The following is a 25,527-nucleotide window of genomic DNA, read 5'->3' on the forward strand; positions in this document are numbered from 1 at the left end:
AAGATCACCTCATGTCCGACGACCTCCGGGCGCATCTCGACGCGCTCAAGGCGCCGCGGCCGACGCGCGCGTGGCGCCGCCGCACGCTCGAACTCCTGGCCGGCCCCGCCGCGCGCGACGAGGTGCTGCGCAGGGTGCGCTGGTACGCGACGAAGGAGCCGGACCCCGTCGGCGGCCGGCCCTTCTCCGACCCGTCGCTGCGCGCCGAGCAGGGCGCCCGCGGGCGGGTGTGGGCCGCCGCGCTCACCGGCGACCCGGGCCTGATCCCGCTGCTGGACGTCATCGTGCGCCGCGCCGCCGGGGTCACCCGCGAGTTCGAGCCGTCGGCGAAGCTCGCGGGCGGGGCCGTCAACGCCCTCGGCGAGTTCGCCGACCCGCACGCGCTCGACGTGCTGCGCGGGCTGAGCCGCGACGTCCGCTACCCGGGCCTCGGCCGGCAGATCGCGGCGGCCATCGAGGCGGCGGCCGCCCGCCGCGGCATCACCCCCGCCCAGCTCGTCGAGCGCGGCGTGCCCGCGCACGGCCTCGGCCCGGACGGCTCGCTCGCCCGCGACATCGGCGCCTACCAGGCGGTGCTCGTCATCGACGACCCGCTGACCGTCCGGCTGACCTTCACGGGCGCGGACGGCCGGCCGCTGCGGACCGTCCCGGGCGCGCTCAAGGTCCCCCGCGCCGCCGAGATCAAGGAGCTGAAGTCGCTGGTGAAGCAGGTCCGCGCGACGCTCGCCGCCGAGCGGACGCGGATCGAGGCGCTGATGGCGGTCGAGCGCGACTGGCCGTTCGGCGAGTGGTGCCGGCACTACCGCGACCACCCGGTCACCGGCATGGTCGCGCGCGGCCTGATCTGGGAGTTCGAGGCGCCGGACGGCATCTGGCACGCGGCCACCCCCGCCGAGGACGTGCTGGTGACGGTGGACGGCCGGGCGCTGCCCGTCCCGTCCGGCGACGCGCGGGTGCGGCTGTGGCATCCCGCGCGGGCGTTCCCGGGCGCGGTGCGGGCGTGGCGCGGCTTCGTGACCGGCAACCGGATGACGCAGTCGTTCAAGCAGGCGTTCCGGGAGACCTACCGGCCCGCCGCGCCCGGCGCCGAGCCGAACCCGGGCATCGACGGGGAGCTGCGGCGCGTCTTCGCCGAGGGCGAGTGGCGGGTCTGCCACCACGCCGGCACGCGGTTCGAGCGCAAGACCGCCGGACGCTGGCGGGAGGTCCGCCCGGCCGACGTGCCGCCGCTCGTGTTCAGCGAGGGCACCCGGGAGGTCGACCTGTTCCTGCGCGTCACCTCGATCGCGGCGGAGGCGCCCTTCGGCGGGCTGTCCGCGAGCGCCGGGGTCCGCGCGGACGCGCTGCGCCGCATCCTGCCCGGCACCCGCATCGGCGGCCGCTGCTCGGTCGACGGGCGGTTCCTGGTCGTGCGGGGCGAGCTGCGCACCTACAAGATCCATCTGGGCTCGGCGGGCGTGCTGATGGAGCCCGGCAACGTCCGGCTGCGCGTCGAGCCGTCCCGCCGCCCGAGCCGCAAGGGGCTGTTCGTCCCGTTCGAGGACGAGCGGCTCACCCGGATCCTCGGCACGGCGTTCCTGCTCGCCGCCGACCACAGGATCAGTGACGAGACCGTGCTGCGGCAGATCAGGAGGGGCGCCTGATGGACCTCACCGCCCGGCTGCTGCGCGCCATGACCGACCCCGCCCCGGAGGACGAGGGCTTCCGCCCGTCCCCGTCCGATCTCGCGCGCCTGTCCGACGAGGACGTCGGCGCCCTCCTGCCCGCCGCGTACGGGGTCGGCCGGAACGCCCCCGCGTTCGTGTCGACGTCCGTCCGGTTCGCGGTGGAGGACGAGGGCCGCGAGCGGCAGCCGCGCTACACGCCCGAGGCGTGCGAGCGGATGTTCCGCGCCCTCGTCGACGGGCTCCCCGCGCGCAAGTGGGCCGACCTGACGCTCGGCGCGGGGGCGCTGCTGCGCTGCACGGGCCCGTGGCCCGACGTCGCCGGCCCCGCCCGCGCCCTGGTCGCGTTCCTGCTGGACGCCGGGCGCACCGACCAGCCGCTCGCGCTGCTCGCGATCGCCGGGGCCGGCGGCGACCGCGCGCTGCGCGCCGCCGCCGGGCGCCTGCGCGCCACCAGGACCGGCCCGATCGCGCTGGACGAGATCGACGCCGTCGCCGGGCTCGCCCCGGAGCACGCGGTGCTGCTGAGCGACACCGACCACGATCACTCCTTCACGTCCCCGCCGCCGCTCCCGGACGTCTGGGAGCGCGTCGCCGAGATCCCCGGCTGGGCCGGGTACGCGCGCCGGACGCTGGAGACCGCCGCCGGCCGGGCCCGCGCGATCCAGTCCGGCGAGCTCCCGTTCCGCGCGGACAAGGCGTTCACGCCCGACGAGGCCGCCGCACTCGGCCGCGCGGCGCGGGTCGCGCTCTCGCGGGACGAACCCTGGCTCCCCGCCCTCTTCGACGGCCTCCTGCCCGACATCTCCGTCGCGCCGACGCAGGCGAAGTCGCTGCCGTCGCAGGCGCTGCTGTACGAGATCGTCCGCGCCGCGCAGGACTTCCCGACCCCGGAGCTCGTCACCGCGATCCGGGAGGTCCGCCGGACCGTCCGGCACGCGGGCGTGCCCAAGCAGCTCGACAGGATGCTCAAGAAGGCCGACGCGGGCCTCGCCGAGCGCACCGCGGTCGCCCTCCGCGTCCCCGACCCCGGCGACCTGCGCCGCGACGTCGGCGGCTACACGGCCGCCGTCACCGTCGCCGTCGCCGGCAAGGCCGAGCTGACCTTCGAGAAGGACGGCACGGCGCTGAAGGGCGTCCCCGCGCCCGTCCGCCGCGACCACAAGGACGAGCTGAAGGAGCTGCGCGACCTCGCCAAGCGGGTGGGGGCCCAGCTCGCCACGCTCGCACGGGCGCTGGAGGGCGGGTTCACCGCCGACGCGTCCCATCCTTTCGGCCGGTGGCGGGACACGCTCCTCCGGCACTCGATCGCGGGCCCGGCCGTCCGCGACCTGATCTGGGAGATCGAGGCCGCACCCGGTGAGTGGCGGGCCGTCCTGCCCGCGGCCGGCGGGCTCCCGGACGCGCCCGACGACGCCCCGGTCCGGCTGTGGCACCCGATCAGGTCGGCGCCGGACGAGGTGCGCGCCTGGCGCGACCTGCTCATGGAGCGGCGGATCCGGCAGCCGTTCAAGCAGGCGTTCCGCGAGATCTACCTGCTCACCCCCGCCGAGGAGGAGACCCGGACGTACTCCAACCGGTTCGCCGCGCACCTCGTCCACTACCGGCGGATGTTCGCGCTGTTCCGGGCCCGCGGCTGGACGAGCGCCCTGCTCGGCCCGTGGGACGGCGGCGGCTCGGACGACGCGGCGCGGACCCTCGCGGCGGGGGAGTGGCGGGTCCGGTTCTCGCACGTCCTGGCCGACTGGGCGGGCGACCGCGAGATCGCCGGCACGAACCGGGTCCGCTTCGACCGCCGCACCGGCGGCGCCTGGCGGGACGCGCCGCTCGCCGACGTCCCGCCCCTGGTGTTCAGCGAGGCGATGCGCGACGTCGACCTGTTCGTCGGCGTCGCCTCGATCGCCGCCGACCCCCTGTGGGAGGACGGCGAGGCCCACGACTACTGGGTCCGCGAGTGGCACGCCGACCCCGGCGAGTCCGCCCGGACCCGCCGGGACGCCCTGGAGCGCATCCTGCCCCGCACGAGGATCGCCGACCGCTGCGCGCTCGACGATCGCCACCTGGTCGTGCGCGGCGAGCTGCGCACCTACAAGATCCATCTGGGCTCGGCCAACATCGTGATGGAGCCGGACGGCGTCTTCCTGTGCATCGTCCCCGAACGCCGCGCCCCCGGCGCCGCGGTGTTCCTGCCCTTCGAGGACGAGCGGCTCTCCCTCGTCCTCAGCAAGGCGTTCCTGCTCGCCGCCGACGACACGATCACCGACGAGTCGATCCTCACGCAGATCAAGCGAGGTGCCTGATGCCCGCCGTGACCTTCCGGGACGAGACCGCGACCGGCACGCCGGTCGCCGAGGTCCGGATCGAGGCGCTGCCGGAGCGGATGACCGTCCGGGAGCTGATCAGGCTCCGGGTGCGCGAGGAGGTCGCCCGGCACAACGCGCGGCCGTCCGACCGGTTCAACGGCCTGGTCCGCCCGGACGGCGCCGAGGCCGAGCTGAACGGCTACCGGCTGCGCGAGCCGCGCCGCATCGACTGGGAGCGGCAGGCCGAGATCGCCGAGCGGGCGTTCCTCGCCAACGGGTTCTTCGTCCTCGCCGGTGACCGCCAGGTCGAGGACCTCGACGAGGAGATCGACCTCGCCGCCGCCCCCGACCTGGTGTTCATCAAGCTCGTCGCCCTCGCCGGCGGCTAACCGATCAGGCCGAACTCGTGGGCGCGGATGCCCGCCTGGAACCGGGTGCCGGCGTCCAGCAGCGTGAGGATCTCCGCGACGCGGCGCCGGTAGGTGCGCAGCGACATGCCCAGCCGCCGCGCCGCCGCCTCGTCCTTCAGCCCGCCGCCGAGCAGCGCCAGGATGCGCCGGCTCTCCTCGGTGAGCGCGGGCGGCCGGTCGCGGCGGTAGTCGGCCAGCTCGACCGCCGCCTCCCAGGTCGCGCTGTACAGCGAGACGACGCCCTGCACGACGCCCGGCGACCGGACGACCGTGTACTCGCGCACACCGCCCCGCGCCGGGCCGGCCAGGATCGCGACCCGCCGGTCCACGATGATCGTCTCGTGCGGGAGCGGCGCCGGGCAGATCCGCACCCGCGCCCCGGCCCCGGCGAGCTCCACCAGGCGCCGCTCGGACTCCTCGTCGGCGAGCGCCGCCGGGGTGTACAGCTTGCGGACGGACGGCGCCGGCCGGACGCGGTGCCGCTCAGCGACGATCCGCTCCCGGATCCCGGGCAGCGCCCACGTGTGCATGTCGGTCGCGGCGCAGGCGAACTCCTCGCACGCGAAGAACAGCCGCCCGGCGCGCTCGACCAGCTCCGCCTCGCCGCGCAGCACGACGTTCCGATCCAGATCAACGGTCATCGGTATCGAGTCTGCCACGTGCGAGTGGCAGCAAGCTGCCAGCGGTTCGTGCCGGGCCGGGCGGCGCAGCACTGTGGACGCATGACGACACACGACACCTTCGATCTCGGCGGCGACCTCCGCGTGCGCCGGATGGGCTTCGGCGCGATGCGGCTGCCCGTGCGCGCGCTCGACGCCTCGCCGAACGACCGCGGCACCGGGCTGAAGATCCTGCGCAGGGCCGTCGAGCTGGGCGTGGACCACATCGACACCGCCGCGTTCTACTACCACCAGGACGGGCCGGCGGCGAACGAGATGATCCGCGCGGCGCTGAGCCCCTACCCGCCCGGCCTGGTCATCGCCACGAAGGTCGGGCCGTACCGGGGGCCGGGCGACCCGTTCCCGTCCGGGCAGGTCCCCGCCTCCGGGCTGCGCGACGAGGTGGAGCGGAACCTGCGCGAGCTGGGGCTCGACCGCCTCGACCTCGTCTACCTGCGGCACGGCGGGCTGGAGGCCCCGGCGGACGAGCCGATCGGCGAGCGGTTCGAGATCCTGGCCGGCCTCCGCGAGGAGGGCCTCATCCGGCATCTCGGGCTGAGCCACGTCACCCCGGCGCAGCTCGCCGAGGCGCGGGGGATCGCGCCCGTCGCCGCCGTCCAGAACCGGTTCGACATCACGCGGCCCCAGGACGCCGGACTCCTGGAGACCTGCGAGCGCGAGCACATCGCCTACGCGCCCTACTTCCCGCTCGGCGGCTTCGGCATCCCCGACGACGCGCGCGTCGGCGCCGTCGCCGCCCGGCACGGCGCCACCGTCCCGCAGGTGCTCCTCGCGGGCCTGCTCGCCCTGTCGCCGGTGATGCTGGCGATCCCCGGCACAGGCTCCCCGGACCACCTGGAGGAGAACACGGCCGCCGCCGGCCTCGCGCTCACCGGCGAAGATCTCGCCGCGCTGCGAAGCTAGTCACCGCCGCCGCCCGCACCGTCTACCCTGGACAGGTTTCGCGATCAGGGGGAGACGATGTCGACGACGCGGCTGCTGGTGCTCGGCGGGGTGCGGCGGTTCGGGCGGGCGCACGGTTACGAGGTCCGCCGCGAGCTGATGTCGTGGGGCTCGGACGAATGGGCCCACGTGAACCCGGGCTCGATCTACCACGCGCTGAAGCAGCTCGCCAAGGAGGGGCTGCTGCGCGCCCACGAGGTCGAGGAGAGCGAGGCCGGGCCGCCGCACACCGACTACGAGATCACCGGCGCGGGCCGGGCGGAGTTCCTGCGGCTGCTGCGCGGCGCCCTCGCCACCGTCGACGTCAGGCACCCGGAGATGCTCACGGCGGGCCTCGGCTTCCTCACCGAGCTGCCGCGCGCCGAGGCGGTCGCGCTGCTGCGCGAGCGGCTGGACGGGCTGGCCGGCTGGCGCGCCTCCGTCGCCCCCCACCTGGACGAGCAGGACCCGTCCGACCACCTGCGCGAGCTGCTCGGCTACTGGGTGCACTCCGCGGAGTCGGCCACGATGTGGACGCGCGGGCTGATCGGGCGGCTGGAGGCCGGCGCCTACACGATGGCGGGCGAGACCCCGGCGTCCCCGGCGTGACGGGTCACGTGTCGGCGAACGCGCGCGGGACGATCACCCGCAGCGCGTTGCCGCGCAGCCTGATCGAGACGGGGGTGCGGCCGCGGATCTCGCCGTCCACGTCCACCCGCATCGGCGGGTCGGTCTCGATCTCGACCTGCGCGGTGGTGAGGAACGCGTCCTCGTCCAGGGAGCGCCACTGGCCGGTGAGGACGTGCCGGGCCGTCGCCGACGCCAGCCGCAGCCGCCGCTCGTCGCCGAGCCGGTAGACGGCGAGCAGCCGGTCGTCCGGGCTGGCGTCGCGGGCGATCCGCTGCCCGCTGTGGTGCGCGCCGTTGGCCACGTTCAGCTGGTGCGTCACGACCTCGTGCGTCTCGCCGTCGATCGTGATCCGGGCGGTGAACGCCTCGTGCCGGGGCAGCAGCCGCGCCGCCGTCAGCGCGTACGCGGGACGTCCCACGAACCGCTTGAGCGCGTGCGGGACGCTCCCGGCGACCTCGACCGACAGCCCGAGGCTCACCATGTTCGCGAAGATGTGCTCGCGGTCGGCGCCCGGCCCTTCGCCCTGCGGGTCGCCGGTCGACTCGAACCAGCCGACGTCCACGTCCGCGACCTTGCCCGAGCCGGGCCCGCCGAGGGCCAGGGTGCGGATCGCGCCGGGCAGGTCGAGCGGCAGCTCCAGGCTGCGGGCGAAGTTGTTGGTGGTGCCGAGCGGCAGCACGCCGAGCGCGATGTCGCGGTGCGCCAGGTGCCCGACCGCCTCGGCGACCGTGCCGTCCCCGCCGCCGACGACGACGAGGTCGGGTTCCAGGGCGAGGACGTCGGCGAACAGGTCGCGCAGCCGGGACGGGTCGGTGACCGGGAAGACGTGCAGGAACTCCAGCCCGGACTCGCGCAGCAGCCGGCGGGCCGTGCCGTAGAGCCGGCGGCCCCGCCGGGACCGGGAGTTGATCACCAGCACCGCGCGCCCGCCGCCGGCGATGACCGACTCCAGTTCCGCCTTGCTCCGCATCTCGACGCTCCGCATCTCGACCGGTGCCCTCCTTCGTCCGCGTCACCTTACAAGGCACGTGAACCGGAACTTCCGGCCCGACATTTTATAAACCCATTGCGGAGCGTTGAAACATGGCGCCGAGTGGGGATCCTGACAAGTGAGGCTGTTTTGATTGACCCGGGGCGGAAAACATGCGGCTGCGCGACATGGCGGGAGCGAGCGTCGTCGGCGAGCGCCGGCCCCGCCGCCGGGTGCTCGACCTCACCGTCCGGTCGCCCGTCCTGGAGGACGCCGCCCGCGTCCGCCTCCTGCTGCCCCGTGCCTGGTCACGGGACGCGTCCCGCACCTGGCCGGTGCTGTGGCTCCTGCACGGGGCCGGCGCCGGCCGGGACGGCCACACCGCCTGGAGCGACCACACCGACATCGAGGAGCTGACCGAGGACGCCGACGTGATCGTCGTCATGCCGGACGGCGGCCCGTGCGGCAATTACACCGACTGGTGGAATCGCGGCGGCGGAGGCGCGCCGAAGTGGGAGACGTTCCATCTCGCCGAACTCGGGCGGATCCTGGAACGCGGCTACCGCGCCGGCCCGGAACGCGCCATCGCCGGGAACGCGATGGGCGGCCTCGGCGCGCTGGCGTACGCGGCCCGGCACCGCGGTCACTTCCGGGCGGCGGCCTCGTTCAGCGGGCCCGTCCACACCCTCTACCGGAACCCGTCCGGGCTGGACGTCGCCGACCTCGTCGAGCTGGGCGTCGCGATCGGCGCGCCGTCCCTCGACTGGACGGACGTGTGGGGCGACCCCCGCGAGCAGCGCGTCGTGTGGCGGCAGCACAACCCGTACGATCTGGCCGGCCGGCTCGCCGGGGTCCGCGTCCACGTCAGCGCCGGCGACGGCACCGCCGGGCCGTTCGATGCGGCTCCCGGAGGGGCGGACGTGCTGGAATCGCTCGCGGGCACGGTGTCGCGGGAGTTCGCCGCGAAGCTCGGGAAGCTCGGCATCCCGGTCACGACGCACTTCTATCCGGGCACGCACACCTGGCCCTACTGGCGGCGCGAGATGCGCGCGACGCTGCCCGCCCTGCTGGCGGAGATCACCTGATCCGGGGCTAGGGTCGAGGGGTGGCCGAACCTCGTTCTGATTCCGCCGTCCCCGCCTTCTGGCAGGCGCTCGGGCTTCCCGGCATCATCGATGTGCACGTCCATTTCATGCCGCCCCGGCTGATGAGCGCGGTCTGGGGGTACTTCGACGAGGCCGGTCCGCTGATCGGGACCGAGTGGCCCATCCGGTACCGGGAGTCGGAGGAGGAGCGGCTGGCGTTCCTGCGCGGCCTCGGCGTGCGCGCGTTCACGTCGCTGTCCTACCCGCACCGTCCCGGCATGGCCGAGTCGCTGAACGAGTGGACGGCGCAGTTCGCCGCCCGCGTCCCCGAATGCGTGCAGACCGCCACGTTCTTTCCCGAGCCCGGCGTCGAGGACTACGTGGCCCGCGCCCTGGACGCCGGCGCCCGCGTCTTCAAGGTCCACCTCCAGGTCGGCGGGTTCGACCCGCGCGCCAAGGAGCTGGACGCGGTGTGGGGGATGCTCGCCGAGGCCGGGGTGCCCGCGCTCGTCCACGCCGGGTCGGGCCCGGTCGCGAACGGCTTCACCGGCCCCGGCCCGTACGGGGAGGTCCTCGCCCGCCATCCGCGCCTGACGACGATCGTGGCCCACCTGGGCGCCCCGGAGTTCGACGGCTTCTTCGCCCTGGCCGACGCCCACGAGCGCGTCCACCTCGACACGACGATGGTGTTCACCACCTTCGCCCGGCTGGCGGAGTTCCCGGACGCGCTCCTGCCCCGGCTCCGCGGCCTCGGCCTGGACGGGCGGATCCTGCTCGGCACCGACTTCCCCAACATCCCCTACGAGTACGCGCACCAGCTGGAGTCGCTGGCCGCCCTCGGCGTGGGCGACGACTGGCTGCGCGCCGTCTGCTGGCACGGCGCCGCCGAGCTCTTCGGACTGCCGTAACGGGCGCGCCGCCCGTTTCATGAATTTTCACGCCCGACGGCTGGTCAATCCGGGAGCCGCTCCCGCTTCTTGACAGCCGGTGCGGCGGCGGCGACTTTGGGAGCGCTCCCACATCGTCGAATGAGGTTCCGCCATGAGAGCGCGTCTGAAGAGCTGTGCCGTGCTGGCCGCGGCCCTGCCGGCGATCCCCCTGTACCGCGCGGCCCCCGCCTCCGCCGCGACGCAGCTGTGCGGCGCGACCGACACGGTCCCTGTCGCCGGCGGCGAGCACATCGCGCCGCAGGGCGGGGCGGGCCTCGCGACGGACGCGTTCGGCGTCCAGGTCGGCGGCACCACGACCCCGCCGACCGACCCGCCGCCGTCCGAGGGCGGATGCACGGCCGCGCTGCGCACCGACAACGCCTGGAACGGCGGGTTCACCGCCACGGTGACCGTCACGAACTACGGCGACGCGCCGCTGTCCGGCTGGTCGGCGGACTGGACGTTCTCCGGCGGCCAGCGCGTCTCGAACGGCTGGAACGCCGCCGTCACGCAGACCGGACCGTCCGTCCACGCCGTGGACGCGGGCTACAACGGCGCCGTCGCCGCGCACGGCTCGACGAGCTTCGGCTTCCAGGGCACCGGGTCCGCCCCTGGCGCGCCGGACATCGCCTCCGGCGCGCGGGACATCGCCTGCGCGGCCCGCTGACGGACTCGGGAGAGGAGAACGACCCATGACCGGCTCCTACGGAACGACCAAGCGCATCCTCCTGATCCTCGCCGCCGCGCTGCTGGCGCTCGTGTCGGTCCCGGCCGTGCCGGGCGCCGCGCATGCGGCGGCCGGCACCGGCTACTGGCACACGAGCGGCCGGCAGTTGCTCGACGCGAACGGGCAGCCGGTGCGGATGACGGGCATCAACTGGTTCGGCGCCGAGACGTCCAACTACTCCCCGCACGGGCTCTGGACGCGCGGCTACAAGGACATGCTCGACCAGATGAAGGGCCTGGGGTACAACACGCTCCGGCTGCCCTACACGAACCAGCTGTTCGACTCCGGCAGCGCGCCGAACAGCATCGACTACTCGAAGAACCCCGACCTCCAGGGCCTGAACGGGCTGCAGATCCTCGACAAGGTCATCGCGTACGCGGGGCAGACCGGGCTCAAGGTCGTCCTCGACAGGCACCGCCCGGACGCGGGCGGCCAGTCGGCGCTCTGGTACACCGGCGCCTACCCCGAGTCGCGCTGGATCTCCGACTGGGAGATGCTCGCCCGGCACTACGCGGGCGACACCACCGTCATCGGCGCCGACCTGCACAACGAGCCGCACTCCCCGGCGTGCTGGGGCTGCGGCGACCAGTCGACGGACTGGCGGCTCGCCGCCGAACGGGCCGGCAACGCGATCCTCGCCGTCAACTCCAACTGGCTGATCATCGTGGAGGGCGTCAACGACCACGCCGGCGACAACTACTGGTGGGGCGGAAACCTGCAGGGCGCGGCGCAGTACCCGGTGCGGCTGGACGTCCCGAACCGGCTCGTCTACTCGGCGCACGACTACGCCACGTCCGTCTACCCGCAGCCGTGGTTCGACGACCCGGGCTTCCCGTCCAACATGGCGGCGATCTGGGACGAGAACTGGGGCTACCTCTACAAGAACAACGTGGCGCCCGTCCTGCTCGGCGAGTTCGGGACGACCCTGGCCGACCCGCGCGACCGGACGTGGCTGCGCACGCTGATGGCCTACCTGGGCACCGGCACGAGCGGGATCTCCTTCACGTTCTGGTCGTGGAACCCCAACTCGGGCGACACGGGCGGCATCCTCAACGGCGACTGGACGACCGTCGACACCGCCAAGCAGTCCTACCTCGACCCGTACCTGCTCGGCGCGGGCGACCCGGGCGGCGACCCCGGCGATCCGGGCGACCCCGGCACTCCGCCGGACGTCTCCTGCCAGGTGGCGTACGCGGTGCAGAACAGCTGGCAGGGCGGCTTCACCGCGCAGGTCACCATCACCAACAGCGGCTCCGAGGCGCTGAACGGCTGGACGCTGGACTTCGCCTTCCCCGGCGACCAGAAGATCAGCCAGGGGTGGAGCGCGGCCTGGTCCCAGTCCGGCGACGACGTGACCGCGAAGAACCTGGACTGGAACGCCGCCATCGCGCCCGGAGCGTCGCTCACGATCGGGTTCCAGGCGACCGGCGCGTCGTCCGGCGCCCCCGCCGCGTTCGACCTCGACGACCAGCTCTGCGCGGCCTGACCACGGCCCGCGGGGCGCTGGAGATGCGCGCCCAGACGTACGCGATCGCGTCCGCCGCGAAGGCCGCCGACCCCGGGCGCGGTCGGTGACGGGCCGTCAGTGATCGCAGGGGGCGCTGCCCGCGTGATCATGGGGCTCGCCGGCCTCCGCCACATGGCGGGGGCCGTGCGCGTCCTCGCAGTGGACGTGCACGCCGCCGGACGGCCCGGCGACGTGGTCGACCTCCAGCGTCGTGTGGGTGATCCCGTACGCGTCGCGCAGCAGCTCCTGGAGATCGCGGCGGACGGCGTGGCAGTCGCCCTGCGTGTCGACGAGCACGTGCGCCGACAGCGCCGGATACCCGGAGCTGACCTCCCACACGTGCAGGTCGTGGACCTCCTCCACGCACGGGCGGCGGGCCAGCCGGCCGCCGAGCTCGGACGGGTCGATGCCCGCCGGGGCCGCCTCCATGAGCACCCGTCCCGCGTCCCGCAGCAGCCCGTACCCGGCCTTGAGCATCAGCGCGGCCACCACCAGCGAGGCGACCGCGTCGGCGCGGGACAGGCCGGTCGTCCAGACGACGAGGCCCGCGATCGCCGTCGCGACGAACGCGAACAGGTCGTTGAGGATGTGCTGGAACGCGCCCTCGACGTTCAGGCTGCGCCGGTCGGCCCGGCTGATCAGGAAGGTCGCCGCGACGTTGACGGCGATGCCGGCGAGGGCCGTCCAGAACACGAACTGGCCCTCGACGGGCGGCGGCTCGATCAGCCGCCGGACGCCCTCGTAGACGAAGAAGGCGGCGAGCAGGATCAGCGTCAGCCCGTTCAGCTGCGCGGACAGGATCTCGGCGCGGCGCAAGCCGAACGTGTACCCGCCCTTCGGCGGGCGCGCCGCGATGCGCATCGCGACCAGCGCCAGCGCGATCGCGAACGCGTCGGTCATCATGTGCGCGGCGTCGGAGATCAGCGCCAGCGACCCGGAGACCAGGCCGATGACCACCTCGCCCGCCATGAAGGCGAGGATCAGCGCCAGCGCCCCGCCCAGCAGCCGCCGGTCGGCGCCCGCCGCGATCGCGTGCCCGTGCCCGTGGCCGTGCCCGTGGCCCTGGCCGTTCTTCTCCCCGGTCATGGGCCCTCCTCCCCGTGGCCGACGTGCGTGAGGGCGAGATCGAGCAGCATCCGGACGTGCGAGTCGTCCAGCCGGTAGTAGGCCATCCGGCCGGCCCGGCGGACCCGGACGACGCGGTTGGCGCGCAGCAGGCGCAGCGCGTGTGACACCGCCGACTCCGAGTGCCCGCAGGACGCCGCGATGTCGCACACGCACATCTCGCCCCCTTCGAGCAGCGCGATGATCACCCGCAGCCGTCCGGGGTCGGACAGCAGCCCGAACACCTGCGCCAGCTCGGCGATGGTCTCCGCGCCCGGCAGGGCGGCGGCGACGATGGCGACCTTCTCGGGATCGACCACCCGGACCGCGCACGCCTCGGCGGGCGCGGTCGCCGGCACAACGTCTGACTGGCTGCTCATATGTGCAAATGTAGCGCACCGCCGGGTCAGGAGATCCGCGGGCCCGGCTCCTCGGACGGCGGCAGCGAGACCGGGTTCTGCCGATCGGGCGGCGCCATCCCGCCGGTGCCCGTACCCGGGTCCTCGGACGTCACTCCCGGCGACGCGGGGGAAGTCCCGGGATCGGGCGACTCCGCGCCGGGGGACCCGAGGCCGGGATCGGGCGACTCCAGGCCCGGCGACTCCGTCCCCGGCGACTCCGAGCCGGGCGATTCCGTCCCGGGCGACTCCAGGCCGGAGTCGGACGGCGCCGGCGAGTCGCTCGTGGGGACCTCGGTCTCCGTGGGCGGCAGCGCGGCCGGCGGCCCGTCCGACCCGCCCTCGGTCGCGCGGGGCCGCTCGAACCCCATCGTCGCGCCCGGATCGACGAGGACGAAGGACTCGATCGTCCCCTTCCGGGAATCCCGCGGCTGGATCCTGGTCACATTCCGCTTCTCGAATCCCGGCCAGGACCGGCCACTGTAGGACGCGTTCCCGGTGGAGATCTTTTTCTCCGGCCGGGTCAGCGGATTACCGCAATTGCACTTAACCGCGGGCACACCGTAACCATTGACGAGAACGCCCATTCCGGCCTGGAGCACCGCGGGCGCGCTCGTCGCCCTCCCGTCGTGGTAGCCGTGGTTGGTCACCAGCGTGTCGGTGCGCAGCAGCACCGGCGTCAGCCGCGACACATAGCGCGGGATGTCGCTCGCCGGGATGCCCTGGACCTCCGCCCACGCACCCGCCTTGTCCGGGTTGGCCTGGAGGAACGCGATCAGCTTGCGCTGGTCGCAGCTCGACGCGAGGCGCGTCCCGCCGTACAGGCCGGGGGAGTCGCCGGTCTTCGTCCCGCCCGCCTGCGGCCGCTCCTTGACGTCCGTCTTGTCCGTCTTGTCGGTGTTGGCCACCAGCGTGTACGGGTCGGGGCCCGGCGACCCCACGGTCAGCCGGGTGATGGTGGCACCGGCGTCGCCGCAGCCGGCCAGCGCGCCGGCCGCCAGCGCCAGGGCAAGGGCAGCCCCCGCGACGGCCCGCTGCCGGGCAAATGGCGAATGGATCTCAAGCATGCGTCAACTCCCGCTCCGGACCGCCCGAACCTATACTCTTTGATGCCGGGCGGAGCGGATTTGTGCGCGGTGGAATGCTCGAGTTTTCGCGGGGGTACGAAATGGCCGGGCCGGTTCCGCTCGACGCCGCCGATCCGACCCGGCTCGGCGGCTGGGAGCTGCTCGGCCGGCTCGGCGCCGGCGGACAGGGCATGGTGTACCTCGGCCGTCCCGTCGACCCCGGGTCCGGGCCGCCGCGCGTCGCCGTCAAGCTGCTGCACACGCAGCTGCTCGGCGACGCCGACGCGCGGGAGCGGTTCGTCCGCGAACTGGCCCTGCTCCAGCGGGTCGCCGGGTTCTGCACCGCGCAGATGCTCGCCGCCGACACGGCGGGCGACCGCCCCTACATCGTCAGCGAGTACGTGCCGGGGCCGTCGCTGCGCGCCCTCGTCCAGGAGGAGGGGCCGCGCGCCGGGGCCGACCTCGACCGGCTCGCGATCAGCTCGGTGACGGCGCTGTCGGCGATCCACCGCGCGAACGTCGCGCACCGCGACTTCAAGCCGCAGAACGTCCTGATGGGCCCGGACGGCCCGCGCGTGATCGACTTCGGCATCGCCCGCGCGTTCGACGCCGGCGCGACCCTGACCAGCCAGGTCGTCGGGACCCCCGCCTACATGGCGCCCGAGCAGTTCGCCGGCCGGGCCGGTCCCGCCGCCGACCTGTTCGCCTGGGCGGGCACCCTGCTGTTCGCCGCCACCGGCCGCGACCCGTTCGCCGGCGGCCCGCTGCCCGCCGTCATGTACAAGATCATGCACGAGACCCCGGACCTGCGCGCCCTCCCCGACCAGCTGGCCGAGGTCGCCGCCGCCTGCCTCGCCAAGGACCCGGACGACCGCCCCACCTCGGAGAACGTCCTCTTCTGGCTCCTCGGCACCACGCAGACCCCGACCAGGCGCCTCCCCGCCCCGCCATCCGGCCCCGGCCCGTCCCCCGACTCCGGCACGGCACCGTACACGGCCGCGGCACCTGACTACGGCGCGGCACCCGACCCCGACACGGCGCCCTACACGGGCCCGGCGCCCTACCCCGGTGCGGCCTTGCGGCCCTGCACAGCGCCCTACACGGGGGTTGGGGCCGGGGTGGGGCGTGATCAAGGCGCTGTGCCGCACTCCGGCGCGGCGTTCGATTCGAGGACGTCGGCCGACCCTGCTCCGAGCATGGGGGCGGGCGGGCCGCACATGGGGGCGGCGCCGGGGGCGGACGGCGCGCCCCATGCCCCGGGGCGGGGGGCGACGTCGGGGCGGCTGCGGCGCGGGCCCGCCCTGGTCACCGGGCTGCTCCTCGCGGGGCTGCTCGCCGCCCTGGACGTCGCCGCGCTCGCGATCCTCATCGCCCGGCCGTCCCTCACCGAGGGGCATCGGGGCGGGCTGCTGCCCGTGGTGGCGTCCTCGTTCGCCGTCGTCGCCGTGGTCACGCTGGTGGCGGCGATCCTCGCGTGGCGGGGCTCCCGCGCCGCCGCGTGGACGGTGCTGGCCGCGCGGGTCGCCCGCGTCGCGATGTGGGGGGTGTGGGGCGCGCTGGTGCAGGTCCAGGCGTCCGCGCTCGCCGGGCACGCCGTGCTGACCGCCGCCGTCGTGATCCTGCTGGCCCGGGGCCTGACGCGGTCATCCCGCTGACGCGTGCCGCTCGGACCACTCCGCGAGGTCGCGGCGCTCGATCGCGGCCGCCATCAGCTCGGGGAACGCGTCCGGCGTGCACGCGAACGCCGGGACGCCCAGCGCCGCGAGCGCCGCCGCGTTCTCGTGGTCGTAGGCGGGCGCGCCCTCGTCCGACAGGGCGAGCAGCACCACCACCTGCACGCCCGCCGCCGTCAGCGCCCCGACGCGGCGGAGCATCTCGTCGCGGACGCCGCCCTCGTACAGATCGCTGACCAGCACCATGATCGTGTCGTTCGGCCTGGTCACGAGGGTCTGGCAGTACGCGATGGCCCGGTTGATGTCGGTGCCGCCGCCGAGCTGCGTGCCGAACAGCACCTCCACCGGGTCGTGCAGCTGGTCGGTGAGGTCGACCACGCTGGTGTCGAACACGACCAGCGACGTCCGCAGCGACCGCATCGAGGCGAGCACCGCGCCGAACACGCTCGCGTACACCACCGACGCCGCCATCGACCCGCTCTGGTCGATCGCGAGGACCACGTCCCGCTTGACGGCCTGCTGCCGCCGCCCGTACCCGATCAGCCGCTCCGGGACGAGGGTCCCGTGCTCGGGCAGGTAGTGCCGCAGGTTCGCGCGGATCGTCCGCTCCCAGTCGACGTCGGCGAGCCGCCGCGGCCGCAGCACCCGCGCCGACCGGTCCAGCGCCCCGCCGACCGCCGACCGCGTCCGCTGCGCCAGCCGCCGCTCCAGATCGCGGACGACCTTGCGCACCAGCGCCCGCGCCGACTCGCGCGCCCGGTCCGGCATGACCCGGTTCAGCGACAGCAGCGTCCCCACCAGGTGCACGTCGGGTTCGACGGCGTCGAGCATCTCCGGCTCCAGCAGCAGCCGGGTGAGGTCGAGCCGCTCGATGGCGTCCTTCTGCATGACCTGCACGACGCTGGACGGGAAGTACTCGCGGATGTCGCCGAGCCACCGCGCCACCGAGGGCGCCGAGTCCCCGAGGCCGGCGCTGCGCCGCCCCGGCCGCGGCCGCCCCTCGTCGCCCCCGCCGTAGAGTTTCTCCAGCGCCGCGTCCATCCGGGCGTCGTCCCCGGACAGCGACGCCCCGGTCCCGTCGGCCCGCTCGCCCCCGAGGACGAGCCGCCACCGGCGCAACCGGTCGTCCGCGCTCTCACCGCTCATGCCGACTCCTTCCATGCGTGAGGCCGCCGCCGCCATCGGCCGGGGCGGCGCGTGCCGTGCGTGCGTGCCGTTCGGGCGCGCTGCCGTGCGGTCATGGGCGCCCCCAGCCGAGGATGTGGAGCGCGGTGGCGGCGGCCGGGGCGGCGCGGGCCTCGTCGATGTCGTCTTCGGGGTCGTGCGGCGCGCCCTCGCGGGGCCGGGCGCGGCGGCGGAGCCGCTCGCCGATGGCGCGCCGCTCGGCGGCCGGGTAGCCGCCGAAGGTGCGGCGGAGCAGGGGGAGGACGTCGGTGAACGAGCCGGCGGGCAGGCCGGCGATCCAGCCGTCGACGAGCCGGAGCAGCGCCTCGTCGTGCAGGAGGAGCAGCGCGCCGCCGGACAGGAAGCCCTCGACCCAGGCGGCGGCCCGGTCGGGGGCGGCGCCGGCCGACACCGCGCGCGCCATCCGGTCGGGGACGTCGGCCAGCCGGCCCGCGTCGAGCAGGAGGCGGGTGAGGCGGCCCTCGATGAGGCCGTGCAGGGCGTCCGGGCGGGCGAGGAGGCTCTCCAGCGTGCGGCGCCAGCGTTCGAGGTGGCCGTCGTCGGCGAGCAGGGACAGGGCGCCGTGGACGGCGTCGACGTGGGCGAGGAACTCGCGGGCGGCGTCGTCGTCCAGGCCGGTGATCGCGGGCGGGAGGCCGACGCAGACCCGCACGACGAGGCCGTCGACGACCGTGCGGAGCGGGCCGGTGGAGGTGCCGCGGACGTCGCCGTAGCGGAGCGCGCGGACGAGCGCCGGCATCGCCGCCATCAGGTGCGCGACGTCGGTGTCGACGGCGGCGCGGTCGGCGAGGGCCCGCATGACGGTCGGGAGCGCGTCGCCGAGGTCGGCGAGGAGGCAGCGCTCGGCGGCGGAGGTCAGGTCGGCGAGCGCGGTGGCGTGCGCGGCCAGCGCCTCGGCGCGGGCCGTGGCCGCGCCGCGGACGGTGGTGCCCCACGCGCCGGCCTCGATCAGCTCGACGTCGAACTCGGGCCGCCAGGTCAGCGTCCAGGTCTCCCGGAAGGTGCCCTTCGAGCGGCCGGTGTTGGCGGGTACGCCCCAGTCGACGTCCAGGAGGCGGAGGCGGTGCAGGAGGCGGCTGCGTTCCAGGTCGGTGGGCTTGCGCAGGTCGAGGTCCTGCTCCTTGCCGAGCGCGGACGGCTTGAGCCGCAGCCGCCGCTGCTCCGCCTGGAGGTCGCGCTGGAGCGGCACCATCGGGGTGCGGTCCGGGACGGCGCCGAGCCGCTCGCCGACGACCATGCGCCGCTGGATCAGCTCGACGGGCAGGTCGGCGCCCTCGCACAGCACGGCCCGCGTCGCCTCGGTCACCTCGTCCAGCCCGGCGAGGGGGCGGCCGCGCAGCGCGGCGAGGGCCTCGGCGAGCCGGACGGCCTCGATCACGTGCGCGGACGAGACGTGCAGGTCCTCCTCGCGCAGGACGCGGGCGGCGGCGGTCAGCCAGCGCTCGACCGGGCGGTCGGGGGCGGCGAACAGGTGGTGGTACCAGCCGGGGGAGCGCACCCCCGCGCCGTAGCCGGAGTGCCCGGCGAGGCGCCCGTGCGTCCAGGGCACCCAGGTCATGGCGATCTTGGCCTTCGGGAGCCCGCGCAGCGTCCGGTCGTCGTGGGCGGCGGGGACCTTGGCCCGGAGGGCGGGCACGTGCCAAGCGCCGCACACCACGGCGACGCGGTCGTGCCCCTCCTTGAGGGTGCGGCGCAGCGTCCGCCGCATGTGGGCCTCGCGCTGCTCCTCGCGGCGCCGGTACGCGGCGGGCCCGGCGCCCTCGGGCCGCCCGGCGAGCTGGGCGCGCAGCTCCGCCATCGCCTCCGCGATCGCCGGGAACGGGGACGGGCCGCCGCCCCGGTGCTCGACCACGTCGTCCCACCAGCGTTCGGCGTCGTTGTACCCGGCGGCCTTCGCCAGCCAGCCGAGCGGGTCGAGCCGCACCCCCTCGGCGGCCGGTTCCGCGTCTTCGCCCCCGCCCCCAGCCTCGTCCCCGCCCTCGCCCTCGGTCTCGTCCTCCGAGGGGACGAGCTGGTTCGCCGCCGGCAGGTCGCAGAACCGGACGGGCACCCCGGCCGCCAGCCCGTACCGGATCGCCTGCCATTCGGGGCTGAACTCGGCGAACGGCCAGAACGCGGCCTTGCGGTCGCCGTCCTCCGGGGCGGGGGAGTAGGCGAGCAGCGCGACCGGCGGCACCATCCCGGCGTCGCCGGCCAGCTCCACGATCGGGTCGGCCTCGGGCGGGCCCTCGATCAGCACCGCGTCCGGCTTGTACTCCTCCAGGGCGCCGCGCAGCGCCCGCGCCGAGCCGGGCCCGTGGTGGCGGATCCCGTAGACCTCGACGTCGCTCAAGACACCTCCCGGCAGGCGCGGTAGAAGTCCCGCCATTCCGGGCGGTCGCGGACGACGGCCTCCAGGTACTCCTGCCACACGACGCGGTCGGACACCGGGTCCTGCACGACGGCGCCGACGATGCCGCCCGCGACGTCGGCGGCGCGCAGCACCCCGTCGCCGAAGTGCGCGGCGAGCGCCAGCCCGCTGGTGACCACCGAGATCGCCTCGGCGGTGCTGAGCGTCCCGCTGGGGGACTTCAGCTTGGTGCGCCCGTCGGCGGTGATCCCGGAGCGCAGCTCGCGGAACACCGTGACGACACGGCGGATCTCCTCCAGCCCGGCGGGGGACTCGGGCAGTTCCAGGCCGGCGCCGATCTGGTCGACGCGGCGGGCCACGATGCCGACCTCGTCCTCGGCGCTCTCCGGCAGCGGCAGCACCACCGTGTTGAACCGGCGGCGCAGCGCGCTGGACAGCTCGTTCACGCCCCGGTCGCGGTCGTTCGCCGTCGCGATGACCGTGAAGCCCCTGCGGGCCTGCACCTCGGTGTTCAGCTCGGGGACGGGCAGCGTCTTCTCCGACAGCACCGTGATGAGGCTGTCCTGGACGTCGGACGGCATCCGGGTCAGCTCCTCGATGCGGGCGACCTGGCCGCGCCGCATCGCCCGCATGAGCGGGCTCTCCACCAGCGCCTTCTCGGACGGCCCCTCGGCGAGCAGCCGCGCGTAGTTCCAGCCGTAGCGGACGGCCTCCTCCGCCGTGCCCGCCGTCCCCTGCACGAGCAGCGTCGAGTCGCCGCTGACGGCGGCGGCGAGATGCTCCGACACCCAGGTCTTCGCCGTCCCCGGGACGCCGAGCAGCAGCAGCGCACGGTCGGTGGCGAGGGTCGCCACCGCGACCTCCATCAGCCGCCGCGGGCCGACGTACTTCGGGGTGACGGACGTCCCGTCGGGGAGCCCGCCGCCGAGGAGGTACGTGGTGACCGCCCACGGCGACAGCCGCCAGCCGGGCGGCCGGGCCCGGTCGTCGTGCTCGGCCAGCCGCGCCAGCTCGTCCGCGTAGTCCTGCTCGGCGTGCGGACGCAGCACCGTCGTCTCGGTCAAGGGGTCAGCTCCTTCAGCATCTCTTCGCGGAAACGCAGGGTGGCGATCAGTTCGGCGACGGCGCGCGGTGCGGCGCCGCCCGGCCCGCCCACGGGGCCGCCCTGCCCGGCCATCGGGTCGCCGGGCCCGGCCATGGGGTCGCCCGGCCCGGCGACGGAGCCGAGCCGGGACGCGGCGGCGGGGTCGAGCCGCTGGTCGGCGAGCCGGCACAGCTGGGCGACCAGGTGCTCGTCGCGCCGCGAGGACGGCCCGGCGCTCGCGGCCAGCGTCGCGACGACCGCCGCCGCGAGCGGCCCCGTCCACGGCCCGGGGACCCGTTCGAGGACGCGCAGCAGGTCGGGCCGCCCCTCCACCCAGCGGATCAGGTCGGCCGCCGCCTCCTCCCGCTCGCCCTCCGGCAGGACGGACAGCAGGTCGGCCAGCGCCTCGGGCTCGTCGACCATGACGCCGCCCTTGAGCAGCGCCCGCGCCCAGGCGGCGTCGCGCTGGCCGAGCGCGGCCTTCGCCCACCCGATGTGGACGTCCCGCCCGTCGGAGTCGGAGACGGGGAGGCAGACGATCTCCATGGGCGGCAGCGCGAACAGCTCCGTCCAGGTGGACAGCGGGGTGCGGGCGAGGATCTCGCGCAGCCACGCGGCGCGCGTCCCCACCGGTGCGCCCCCGCCGCGCGGCGCGAACGACCCGCTCGGATGGAAGGGGATGCCGTCGCGGGCCATGTCCTCGTCGTGGGCGTGCGGCGGCTCCACCTGGATCCAGGTCTGCCGCCGCCCCCGCACGGTGCGGACCGCCGGTGCCAGGCAGCCGCGGGCCCGCGCCGCCATCCGCGCCCCGTAGGCGGACCCGGGCATGCGCGCGAGCAGGTCGGACGCGAGCTGCCGGACGTCCTTGCCGCGGTCTTCCAGGGCGGCTTCGAGGAACTCCTCGTCGTCCAGCGAGAGCCCGTGCTCGAACGTCGCGAGGAAGGCCGCGCGATCGGGCGCGGGTTCCCGGGCCCACGTCTCCCGCAGCAGCTCCCGCGCGCGCTCCGGCTCGGCGCCGCGCAGGCCGGTCAGATAGGCCGCCCGGCGGTTGCGCGTCCCCGTCTCCCACACCTCGGGCCCGCCGCCCGGGTCGCCGCCGGAGCCGACCAGGTAGGCCCAGTCGGTGTTCTGCAGGGCCAGCCACACGCCGCGCCGCCCGGCCGCCCGCGCGATCGACGGCCGCAGCATCCGGTCGCTCCGGCCGCGTTCGAGCAGGTCGGGAAGCACCTGCGCGGGGACCCGGAAGCCGTGCGCCGCCGCCGCGTCCAGCCATTCGGGCAGCACCCGGATCTGCTCGCCGCCGAGGATCCGGCGCAGCCGCGCCGCCGCCGCGCGCGGCGCCACCGGGACGTCCTCGACCGGGGCGAGCGCGACCGGCTCGGGCGCCGCGTCCGACGGCGCGGGCCCCGCCCGCCGCCGGACGGCCAGCAGCGCCGCCTGGTCGAGCAGCCGCCCGGCCCGGTCGCCGGCCGAGGCCGGCGCCTCGGGCAGGACGGGCGGGTCGCGCCGCTCGGTGCCGAGCAGCGCCGCGGTGACGTGCTCCTTCCACGCGCTCACAGGACCACCGTCCCCTCGTCCTCGTGCCAGGCCGCCAGCGGGCGCAGCCCGCGCGGGCTCCACTCCCCGGACAGCGTGACCGGCCCGCCGCCCGACAGCGCGAGCAGCCGCCACGGATCGCCCATCCGGAGCGGGAGGGCGTCTCCGGCCTCGTCGACCGCGTACAGGCCGCCTCCCTCGTCGCGGGCCAGGCGGACGCTCCCCAGCGCCGCGGGCCAGCGGTCGAGCCAGGGGTCCCGTGCGAGCGCCGCCGCGTGCTCGTCGAGGAACCCGCGCACCGACGACCCCTCCGGCATACCCGGTTCGGCCGGCCCGTACCGATCGGCGACCAGCGCCCGCAGCGGCTGCGACCCCGGATAGAACGCCAGCTCCGCGTCGACCTCGGTACCCACCACGAGCGACGCGTCCAGGGACGTGCCCGGCGCCGCGAAGGACAGCACCAGCGCCGGGCGCCGCGTCCTGCGCCCGCGCAGCCAGACCCGCCGCGTGCTCAGCAGCTCTTGCGCGGTGTCGCGCGACCCGATCACCGCCCACAGGTCGCGGACGCGTTCCCCGCCCGACAGCACCTCCTCCTGCGGCACGGTGAACCCGACCCGCGAACGGACGGTGTCGCGCAGCCCCGCGGGCAGCTCGTCCCGCCGCTGGTGCGCCCGGACGAGCAGCCGCAGCAGCGCGTACTCGGCCAGCAGCCGGCCCGGCCACCCGGGCCGGCGCGGGATCGCGGCGAGGCCCCTGACCTGCCCGGCGAGCGCGCCCGCCTGCGCGTCGACGAGCCGCCGCGCCGCGTCGTCCCACAGCCGGTAGGGCGCCTTCTCCGCCGCCGCGAGCCCGTGCGCGACCTGGTCGCGGAGCCACTGGTCGAGCTCGGCGAGGCCGTCGTCGACGCGCCGCTCGCGCCGCTCCGCGGTCTTCGGGTCCCTGGTCTTGGCCGCCGCCGAGGCGCGCCGCCGATCGGCCCGGTCGGCGCGCTCGCGCCGCTCCTCGACCCACTCGGCGGCCCAGGCCGGGCGCGGGCCCGCGTCCACGGCCGCGTCCGACCACAGGAGCAGCAGCGCGAGGGCGTGCTTGCAGGGGAACTTGCGGCTCGGGCACGAGCACCGGAACGCGGGCCCGGCCAGGTCGGCGCACGCCCGGTACACGGACTTGCCGCTGCCCTGGCACTCGCCCCAGACGGCCTCGTCGTCACACCCCGTGCCGCCCCACTTGGCGGGCTTGGCGACCCCGCCGGCGGCCTTCGCGGACGACGCGTCCGGCGCGAGGCCGAGCACCTGCTCCCGAGCCCATCGATCCCTCACACCCCCGAAACTATCCGTCCCCTCGGACATTCTCCGCGTGATGATCCGCCGCCGGGCCCCCGTCCGGCGGCGGGGCGGAACCGGGTCAGAAGCCGGGCGGCACGGGCAGGTCGGGGACGGAGACGTCGGGGACGAGGAGGGCGCCGCCGGCGAGGAGGGCGAGCAGGGCGGTGGCCCCGAACAGGCCCACCCAGGCGAGGCCGGGGACGCCGGTGAGGTGGGCGAGCTGGTCGGCGTCCGAGCTCGGCGCCATGTGCCGGGCGCGCATCCGCTGGAGCTCGATCACCGGGCGGGTGGCGGCCAGCAGCAGGAACCAGGCGGCCAGGTAGGCGAACCCGGCCTGGACGGTCGCGCTGCCCAGCCAGGACACCGCGAAGATGACCGCGCCCGTGGCGATCACCGAGAGCGCCCCGTAGGCGTTGCGGATGATCACGAGCATCGCGGCCAGCAGCGCGAGCGAGAACCACAGCATCAGCGTGATGCGGCCCGCCGCGAGCAGCAGCGCGAAGAACAGGCCGAGCAGCGGCGGCGTCACGTACCCCGCCAGCGCCGTGAAGATCATGCCGGGGCCGTGCGGCTTGCCGCGCGAGACGGTCACCCCGGAGGTGTCGGAGTGCAGCTTGATGCCGTCCAGCTTGCGGCCGGTGAGCAGCGCGAGCAGCGCGTGCCCGCCCTCGTGCGCGATCGTGACGGTGTTGCGGGCGATCCGCCAGGTGGGGCCGTGGAGCACCGCGCCGAGGGCGACCAGGCCGACGAGGCCGACCAGCCACAGCGGCGGGTCCGGCTGCGATCCCGTCAGCCGGTTCCACATGTCGGCGATGCTCACGTTTTCCACGTCCACCTCGGAGTTCCTCGTCGCGATGCCCAACCTTAGGACGCCGCGGACGACGATCGCGTTCGGTTCGTCGCGGATCCGGGTGATGTTCGGCGATCTTGCCGCCTTCGGCCCGTATTGCCGTTAGTGTGCCTTCGCGTCGGCAGGGGACGGGGGTCCGGGGCGGATGAGCGAGAACGCGGGAATGGACGGGGACGCGCTGGCCGCGCGGTTCGCGCGGCTGTTCGGGGCGCTGGCGGGGAGCGTCGAGCGGGTCGTGCACGGCAAGCGGGACAAGGTCGAGCTGGCGCTGATCTGCATGCTCGCCGAGGGGCACCTCCTCGTCGAGGACGTCCCCGGCGTCGGCAAGACGACCCTGGCCAGGGCGCTGGCGGCGTCCGTCGAGGCGAAGTGGACCCGGATCCAGTTCACCCCCGACCTGCTGCCCAGCGACATCACGGGCGTCTCGATCTTCAACCAGGGGACGAACGCGTTCGAGTTCCACCCCGGCCCGATCTTCGCGAACCTCGCCGTCGCCGACGAGATCAACCGCGGCTCGCCGAAGACGCAGTCGGCGCTGCTGGAGGTCATGGAGGAGCGCCGGGTGACCGTGGAGGGCGTCCCGCACCCGGTGCCGCGCCCGTTCATGGTCATCGCCACCCAGAACCCGGTCGACATGGACGGCACGTATCCGCTGCCGGAGGCGCAGCTCGACCGGTTCCTGATGCGGATCTCGATGGGCTACCCCGACCACCGGGCCGAGGTGGCGCTGCTCGCGGGCGCGCCGTCCGGCGCGACGCTCGACCGGCTGCCGCCGGTGCTGGGCGGCGAGGACCTCGCCCGCGCGATCGACTTCGCGCAGCGGCTGCACGTCGCGGCGCCGCTGCACGACTACCTGGTGCGCGTCGTCGCCGCCACCCGCGACCATCCCGACCTGCGGCTCGGCGCGAGCCCGCGGGCCGGGATCGCGCTGCTGCGCGCGGCGCGGGTGCGGGCGGCGGCGGCCGGCCGGTCCTACCTCGTCCCCGAGGACGTGAAGGCCCTCGCGGAGCCGGTCGTCGCGCACCGGCTCATCGTGACGCCGGAGGCCGAGCTGCGCGGGCGGACCGGCGCCGACGTGGTCGGCGAGGTGCTGGCGAACGTGCCGACCCCGCAGGCCGCCCATGCCTGAGGA

22 protein-coding genes are annotated in these 25,527 nt (G+C 75.2%); 11 read left to right on the forward strand and 11 right to left on the reverse strand.

Annotated elements, in window-relative coordinates; all coding sequences use genetic code 11:
• The first annotated feature begins 11 nt into the window (after positions 1 to 11).
• Genes ACA511_RS23470 through ACA511_RS23480 form a run of 3 tightly spaced genes read left to right on the forward strand, consistent with a single transcriptional unit; the run spans position 12 to position 4,356 of the window.
• Positions 12 to 1,643, forward strand: coding sequence for a DUF4132 domain-containing protein (locus ACA511_RS23470; protein ID WP_375026719.1), 1,632 nt, complete (start codon positions 12 to 14; stop codon positions 1,641 to 1,643).
• Positions 1,643 to 3,964, forward strand: a complete 2,322-nt coding sequence (locus ACA511_RS23475; protein ID WP_375026720.1) for a DUF4132 domain-containing protein — start codon at positions 1,643 to 1,645, stop codon at positions 3,962 to 3,964. Before ACA511_RS23470 ends, ACA511_RS23475 begins: the two co-directional genes overlap by 1 nt.
• On the forward strand, positions 3,964 to 4,356 hold the full coding sequence (locus ACA511_RS23480; protein WP_375026721.1) for a hypothetical protein: 393 nt from the start codon (positions 3,964 to 3,966) through the stop codon (positions 4,354 to 4,356). The genes ACA511_RS23475 and ACA511_RS23480 overlap by 1 nt, the downstream gene beginning before the upstream one ends.
• On the opposite strand, the gene ACA511_RS23485 is transcribed toward ACA511_RS23480, so the two are convergent.
• Positions 4,353 to 5,018, reverse strand: coding sequence for a DNA-binding response regulator (locus tag ACA511_RS23485; protein ID WP_375026722.1), 666 nt, complete (start codon positions 5,016 to 5,018; stop codon positions 4,353 to 4,355). The genes ACA511_RS23480 and ACA511_RS23485 overlap by 4 nt on opposite strands.
• Before the next feature lie 81 nt (positions 5,019 to 5,099).
• Here ACA511_RS23485 and ACA511_RS23490 point away from each other — a divergent pair, with 81 nt between their 5' ends.
• Both ACA511_RS23490 and ACA511_RS23495 read left to right on the forward strand, forming a co-directional pair.
• Positions 5,100 to 5,960, forward strand: a complete 861-nt coding sequence (locus ACA511_RS23490; RefSeq protein ID WP_375026723.1) for an aldo/keto reductase — start codon at positions 5,100 to 5,102, stop codon at positions 5,958 to 5,960.
• Between the two features lie 57 nt (positions 5,961 to 6,017).
• A complete protein-coding gene (locus ACA511_RS23495) occupies positions 6,018 to 6,587 on the forward strand; it encodes a PadR family transcriptional regulator (protein WP_375026724.1) in 570 nt (189 codons plus the stop codon).
• A gap of 4 nt (positions 6,588 to 6,591) precedes the next feature.
• Here ACA511_RS23495 and ACA511_RS23500 read toward each other — a convergent pair whose 3' ends face one another.
• Positions 6,592 to 7,593, reverse strand: a complete 1,002-nt coding sequence (locus ACA511_RS23500; protein ID WP_375026725.1) for a diacylglycerol/lipid kinase family protein — start codon at positions 7,591 to 7,593, stop codon at positions 6,592 to 6,594.
• 158 nt (positions 7,594 to 7,751) lie between these two features.
• Here ACA511_RS23500 and ACA511_RS23505 point away from each other — a divergent pair, with 158 nt between their 5' ends.
• The 4 genes from ACA511_RS23505 (at position 7,752) to ACA511_RS23520 (ending at position 11,805) form a co-directional block, all read left to right on the forward strand.
• Positions 7,752 to 8,663, forward strand: coding sequence for an alpha/beta hydrolase (locus ACA511_RS23505; protein WP_375026726.1), 912 nt, complete (start codon positions 7,752 to 7,754; stop codon positions 8,661 to 8,663).
• Positions 8,664 to 8,683: 20 nt separating this feature from the next.
• Positions 8,684 to 9,571 (forward strand): amidohydrolase family protein, encoded by an 888-nt coding sequence (locus tag ACA511_RS23510; RefSeq protein ID WP_375026727.1) that lies wholly within the window; start codon positions 8,684 to 8,686, stop codon positions 9,569 to 9,571.
• A gap of 133 nt (positions 9,572 to 9,704) precedes the next feature.
• Positions 9,705 to 10,259: a cellulose binding domain-containing protein gene (locus tag ACA511_RS23515; RefSeq protein ID WP_375026728.1), complete on the forward strand. Its 555-nt coding sequence runs from the start codon at positions 9,705 to 9,707 to the stop codon at positions 10,257 to 10,259.
• 25 nt (positions 10,260 to 10,284) lie between these two features.
• Positions 10,285 to 11,805, forward strand: a complete 1,521-nt coding sequence (locus ACA511_RS23520) for a cellulase family glycosylhydrolase (protein ID WP_375026729.1) — start codon at positions 10,285 to 10,287, stop codon at positions 11,803 to 11,805.
• A gap of 96 nt (positions 11,806 to 11,901) precedes the next feature.
• Here ACA511_RS23520 and ACA511_RS23525 read toward each other — a convergent pair whose 3' ends face one another.
• From ACA511_RS23525 to ACA511_RS23535, 3 genes are read right to left on the reverse strand one after another with little or no spacing between them, the layout of a single operon-like run.
• Positions 11,902 to 12,912 (reverse strand): cation diffusion facilitator family transporter, encoded by a 1,011-nt coding sequence (locus tag ACA511_RS23525; RefSeq protein WP_375026730.1) that lies wholly within the window; start codon positions 12,910 to 12,912, stop codon positions 11,902 to 11,904.
• Positions 12,909 to 13,310, reverse strand: a complete 402-nt coding sequence (locus ACA511_RS23530; protein WP_375026731.1) for an ArsR/SmtB family transcription factor — start codon at positions 13,308 to 13,310, stop codon at positions 12,909 to 12,911. Before ACA511_RS23530 ends, ACA511_RS23525 begins: the two co-directional genes overlap by 4 nt.
• A 26-nt stretch (positions 13,311 to 13,336) precedes the next feature.
• Positions 13,337 to 14,395, reverse strand: a complete 1,059-nt coding sequence (locus ACA511_RS23535; protein ID WP_375026732.1) for a DUF6777 domain-containing protein — start codon at positions 14,393 to 14,395, stop codon at positions 13,337 to 13,339.
• 101 nt (positions 14,396 to 14,496) lie between these two features.
• Here ACA511_RS23535 and ACA511_RS23540 point away from each other — a divergent pair, with 101 nt between their 5' ends.
• Positions 14,497 to 16,050, forward strand: coding sequence for a protein kinase (locus ACA511_RS23540; RefSeq protein WP_375026733.1), 1,554 nt, complete (start codon positions 14,497 to 14,499; stop codon positions 16,048 to 16,050).
• Here the strand turns inward: ACA511_RS23540 and ACA511_RS23545 are convergent.
• The 6 genes from ACA511_RS23545 to ACA511_RS23570 form a co-directional block, all read right to left on the reverse strand.
• Complete coding sequence (locus ACA511_RS23545) at positions 16,039 to 17,214, reverse strand: VWA domain-containing protein (RefSeq protein WP_375026734.1); 1,176 nt, start codon at positions 17,212 to 17,214, stop codon at positions 16,039 to 16,041. The genes ACA511_RS23540 and ACA511_RS23545 overlap by 12 nt on opposite strands.
• A 91-nt stretch (positions 17,215 to 17,305) precedes the next feature.
• Positions 17,306 to 19,585: a DUF5682 family protein gene (locus tag ACA511_RS23550; RefSeq protein ID WP_375026735.1), complete on the reverse strand. Its 2,280-nt coding sequence runs from the start codon at positions 19,583 to 19,585 to the stop codon at positions 17,306 to 17,308.
• Complete coding sequence (locus ACA511_RS23555) at positions 19,582 to 20,667, reverse strand: AAA family ATPase (RefSeq protein ID WP_375026736.1); 1,086 nt, start codon at positions 20,665 to 20,667, stop codon at positions 19,582 to 19,584. The genes ACA511_RS23550 and ACA511_RS23555 overlap by 4 nt, the downstream gene beginning before the upstream one ends.
• A complete protein-coding gene (locus tag ACA511_RS23560) occupies positions 20,664 to 22,244 on the reverse strand; it encodes a DUF5691 domain-containing protein (protein ID WP_375026737.1) in 1,581 nt (526 codons plus the stop codon). The genes ACA511_RS23555 and ACA511_RS23560 overlap by 4 nt, the downstream gene beginning before the upstream one ends.
• On the reverse strand, positions 22,241 to 23,539 hold the full coding sequence (locus tag ACA511_RS23565; RefSeq protein WP_375026738.1) for an SWIM zinc finger family protein: 1,299 nt from the start codon (positions 23,537 to 23,539) through the stop codon (positions 22,241 to 22,243). The genes ACA511_RS23560 and ACA511_RS23565 overlap by 4 nt, the downstream gene beginning before the upstream one ends.
• 85 nt (positions 23,540 to 23,624) lie before the next feature.
• On the reverse strand, positions 23,625 to 24,350 hold the full coding sequence (locus ACA511_RS23570) for a M50 family metallopeptidase (RefSeq protein WP_375026948.1): 726 nt from the start codon (positions 24,348 to 24,350) through the stop codon (positions 23,625 to 23,627).
• 190 nt (positions 24,351 to 24,540) lie between these two features.
• On the opposite strand from ACA511_RS23570, the gene ACA511_RS23575 reads away from it, so the two are divergent.
• Entirely contained in the window at positions 24,541 to 25,524 is a 984-nt protein-coding gene (locus ACA511_RS23575) for an AAA family ATPase (RefSeq protein ID WP_375026739.1), read from the forward strand.
• Positions 25,525 to 25,527: the final 3 nt, after the last annotated feature.

The organism is Actinomadura sp. GTD37 (genome assembly GCF_041951365.1).
Classification (GTDB): domain Bacteria; phylum Actinomycetota; class Actinomycetes; order Streptosporangiales; family Streptosporangiaceae; genus Spirillospora.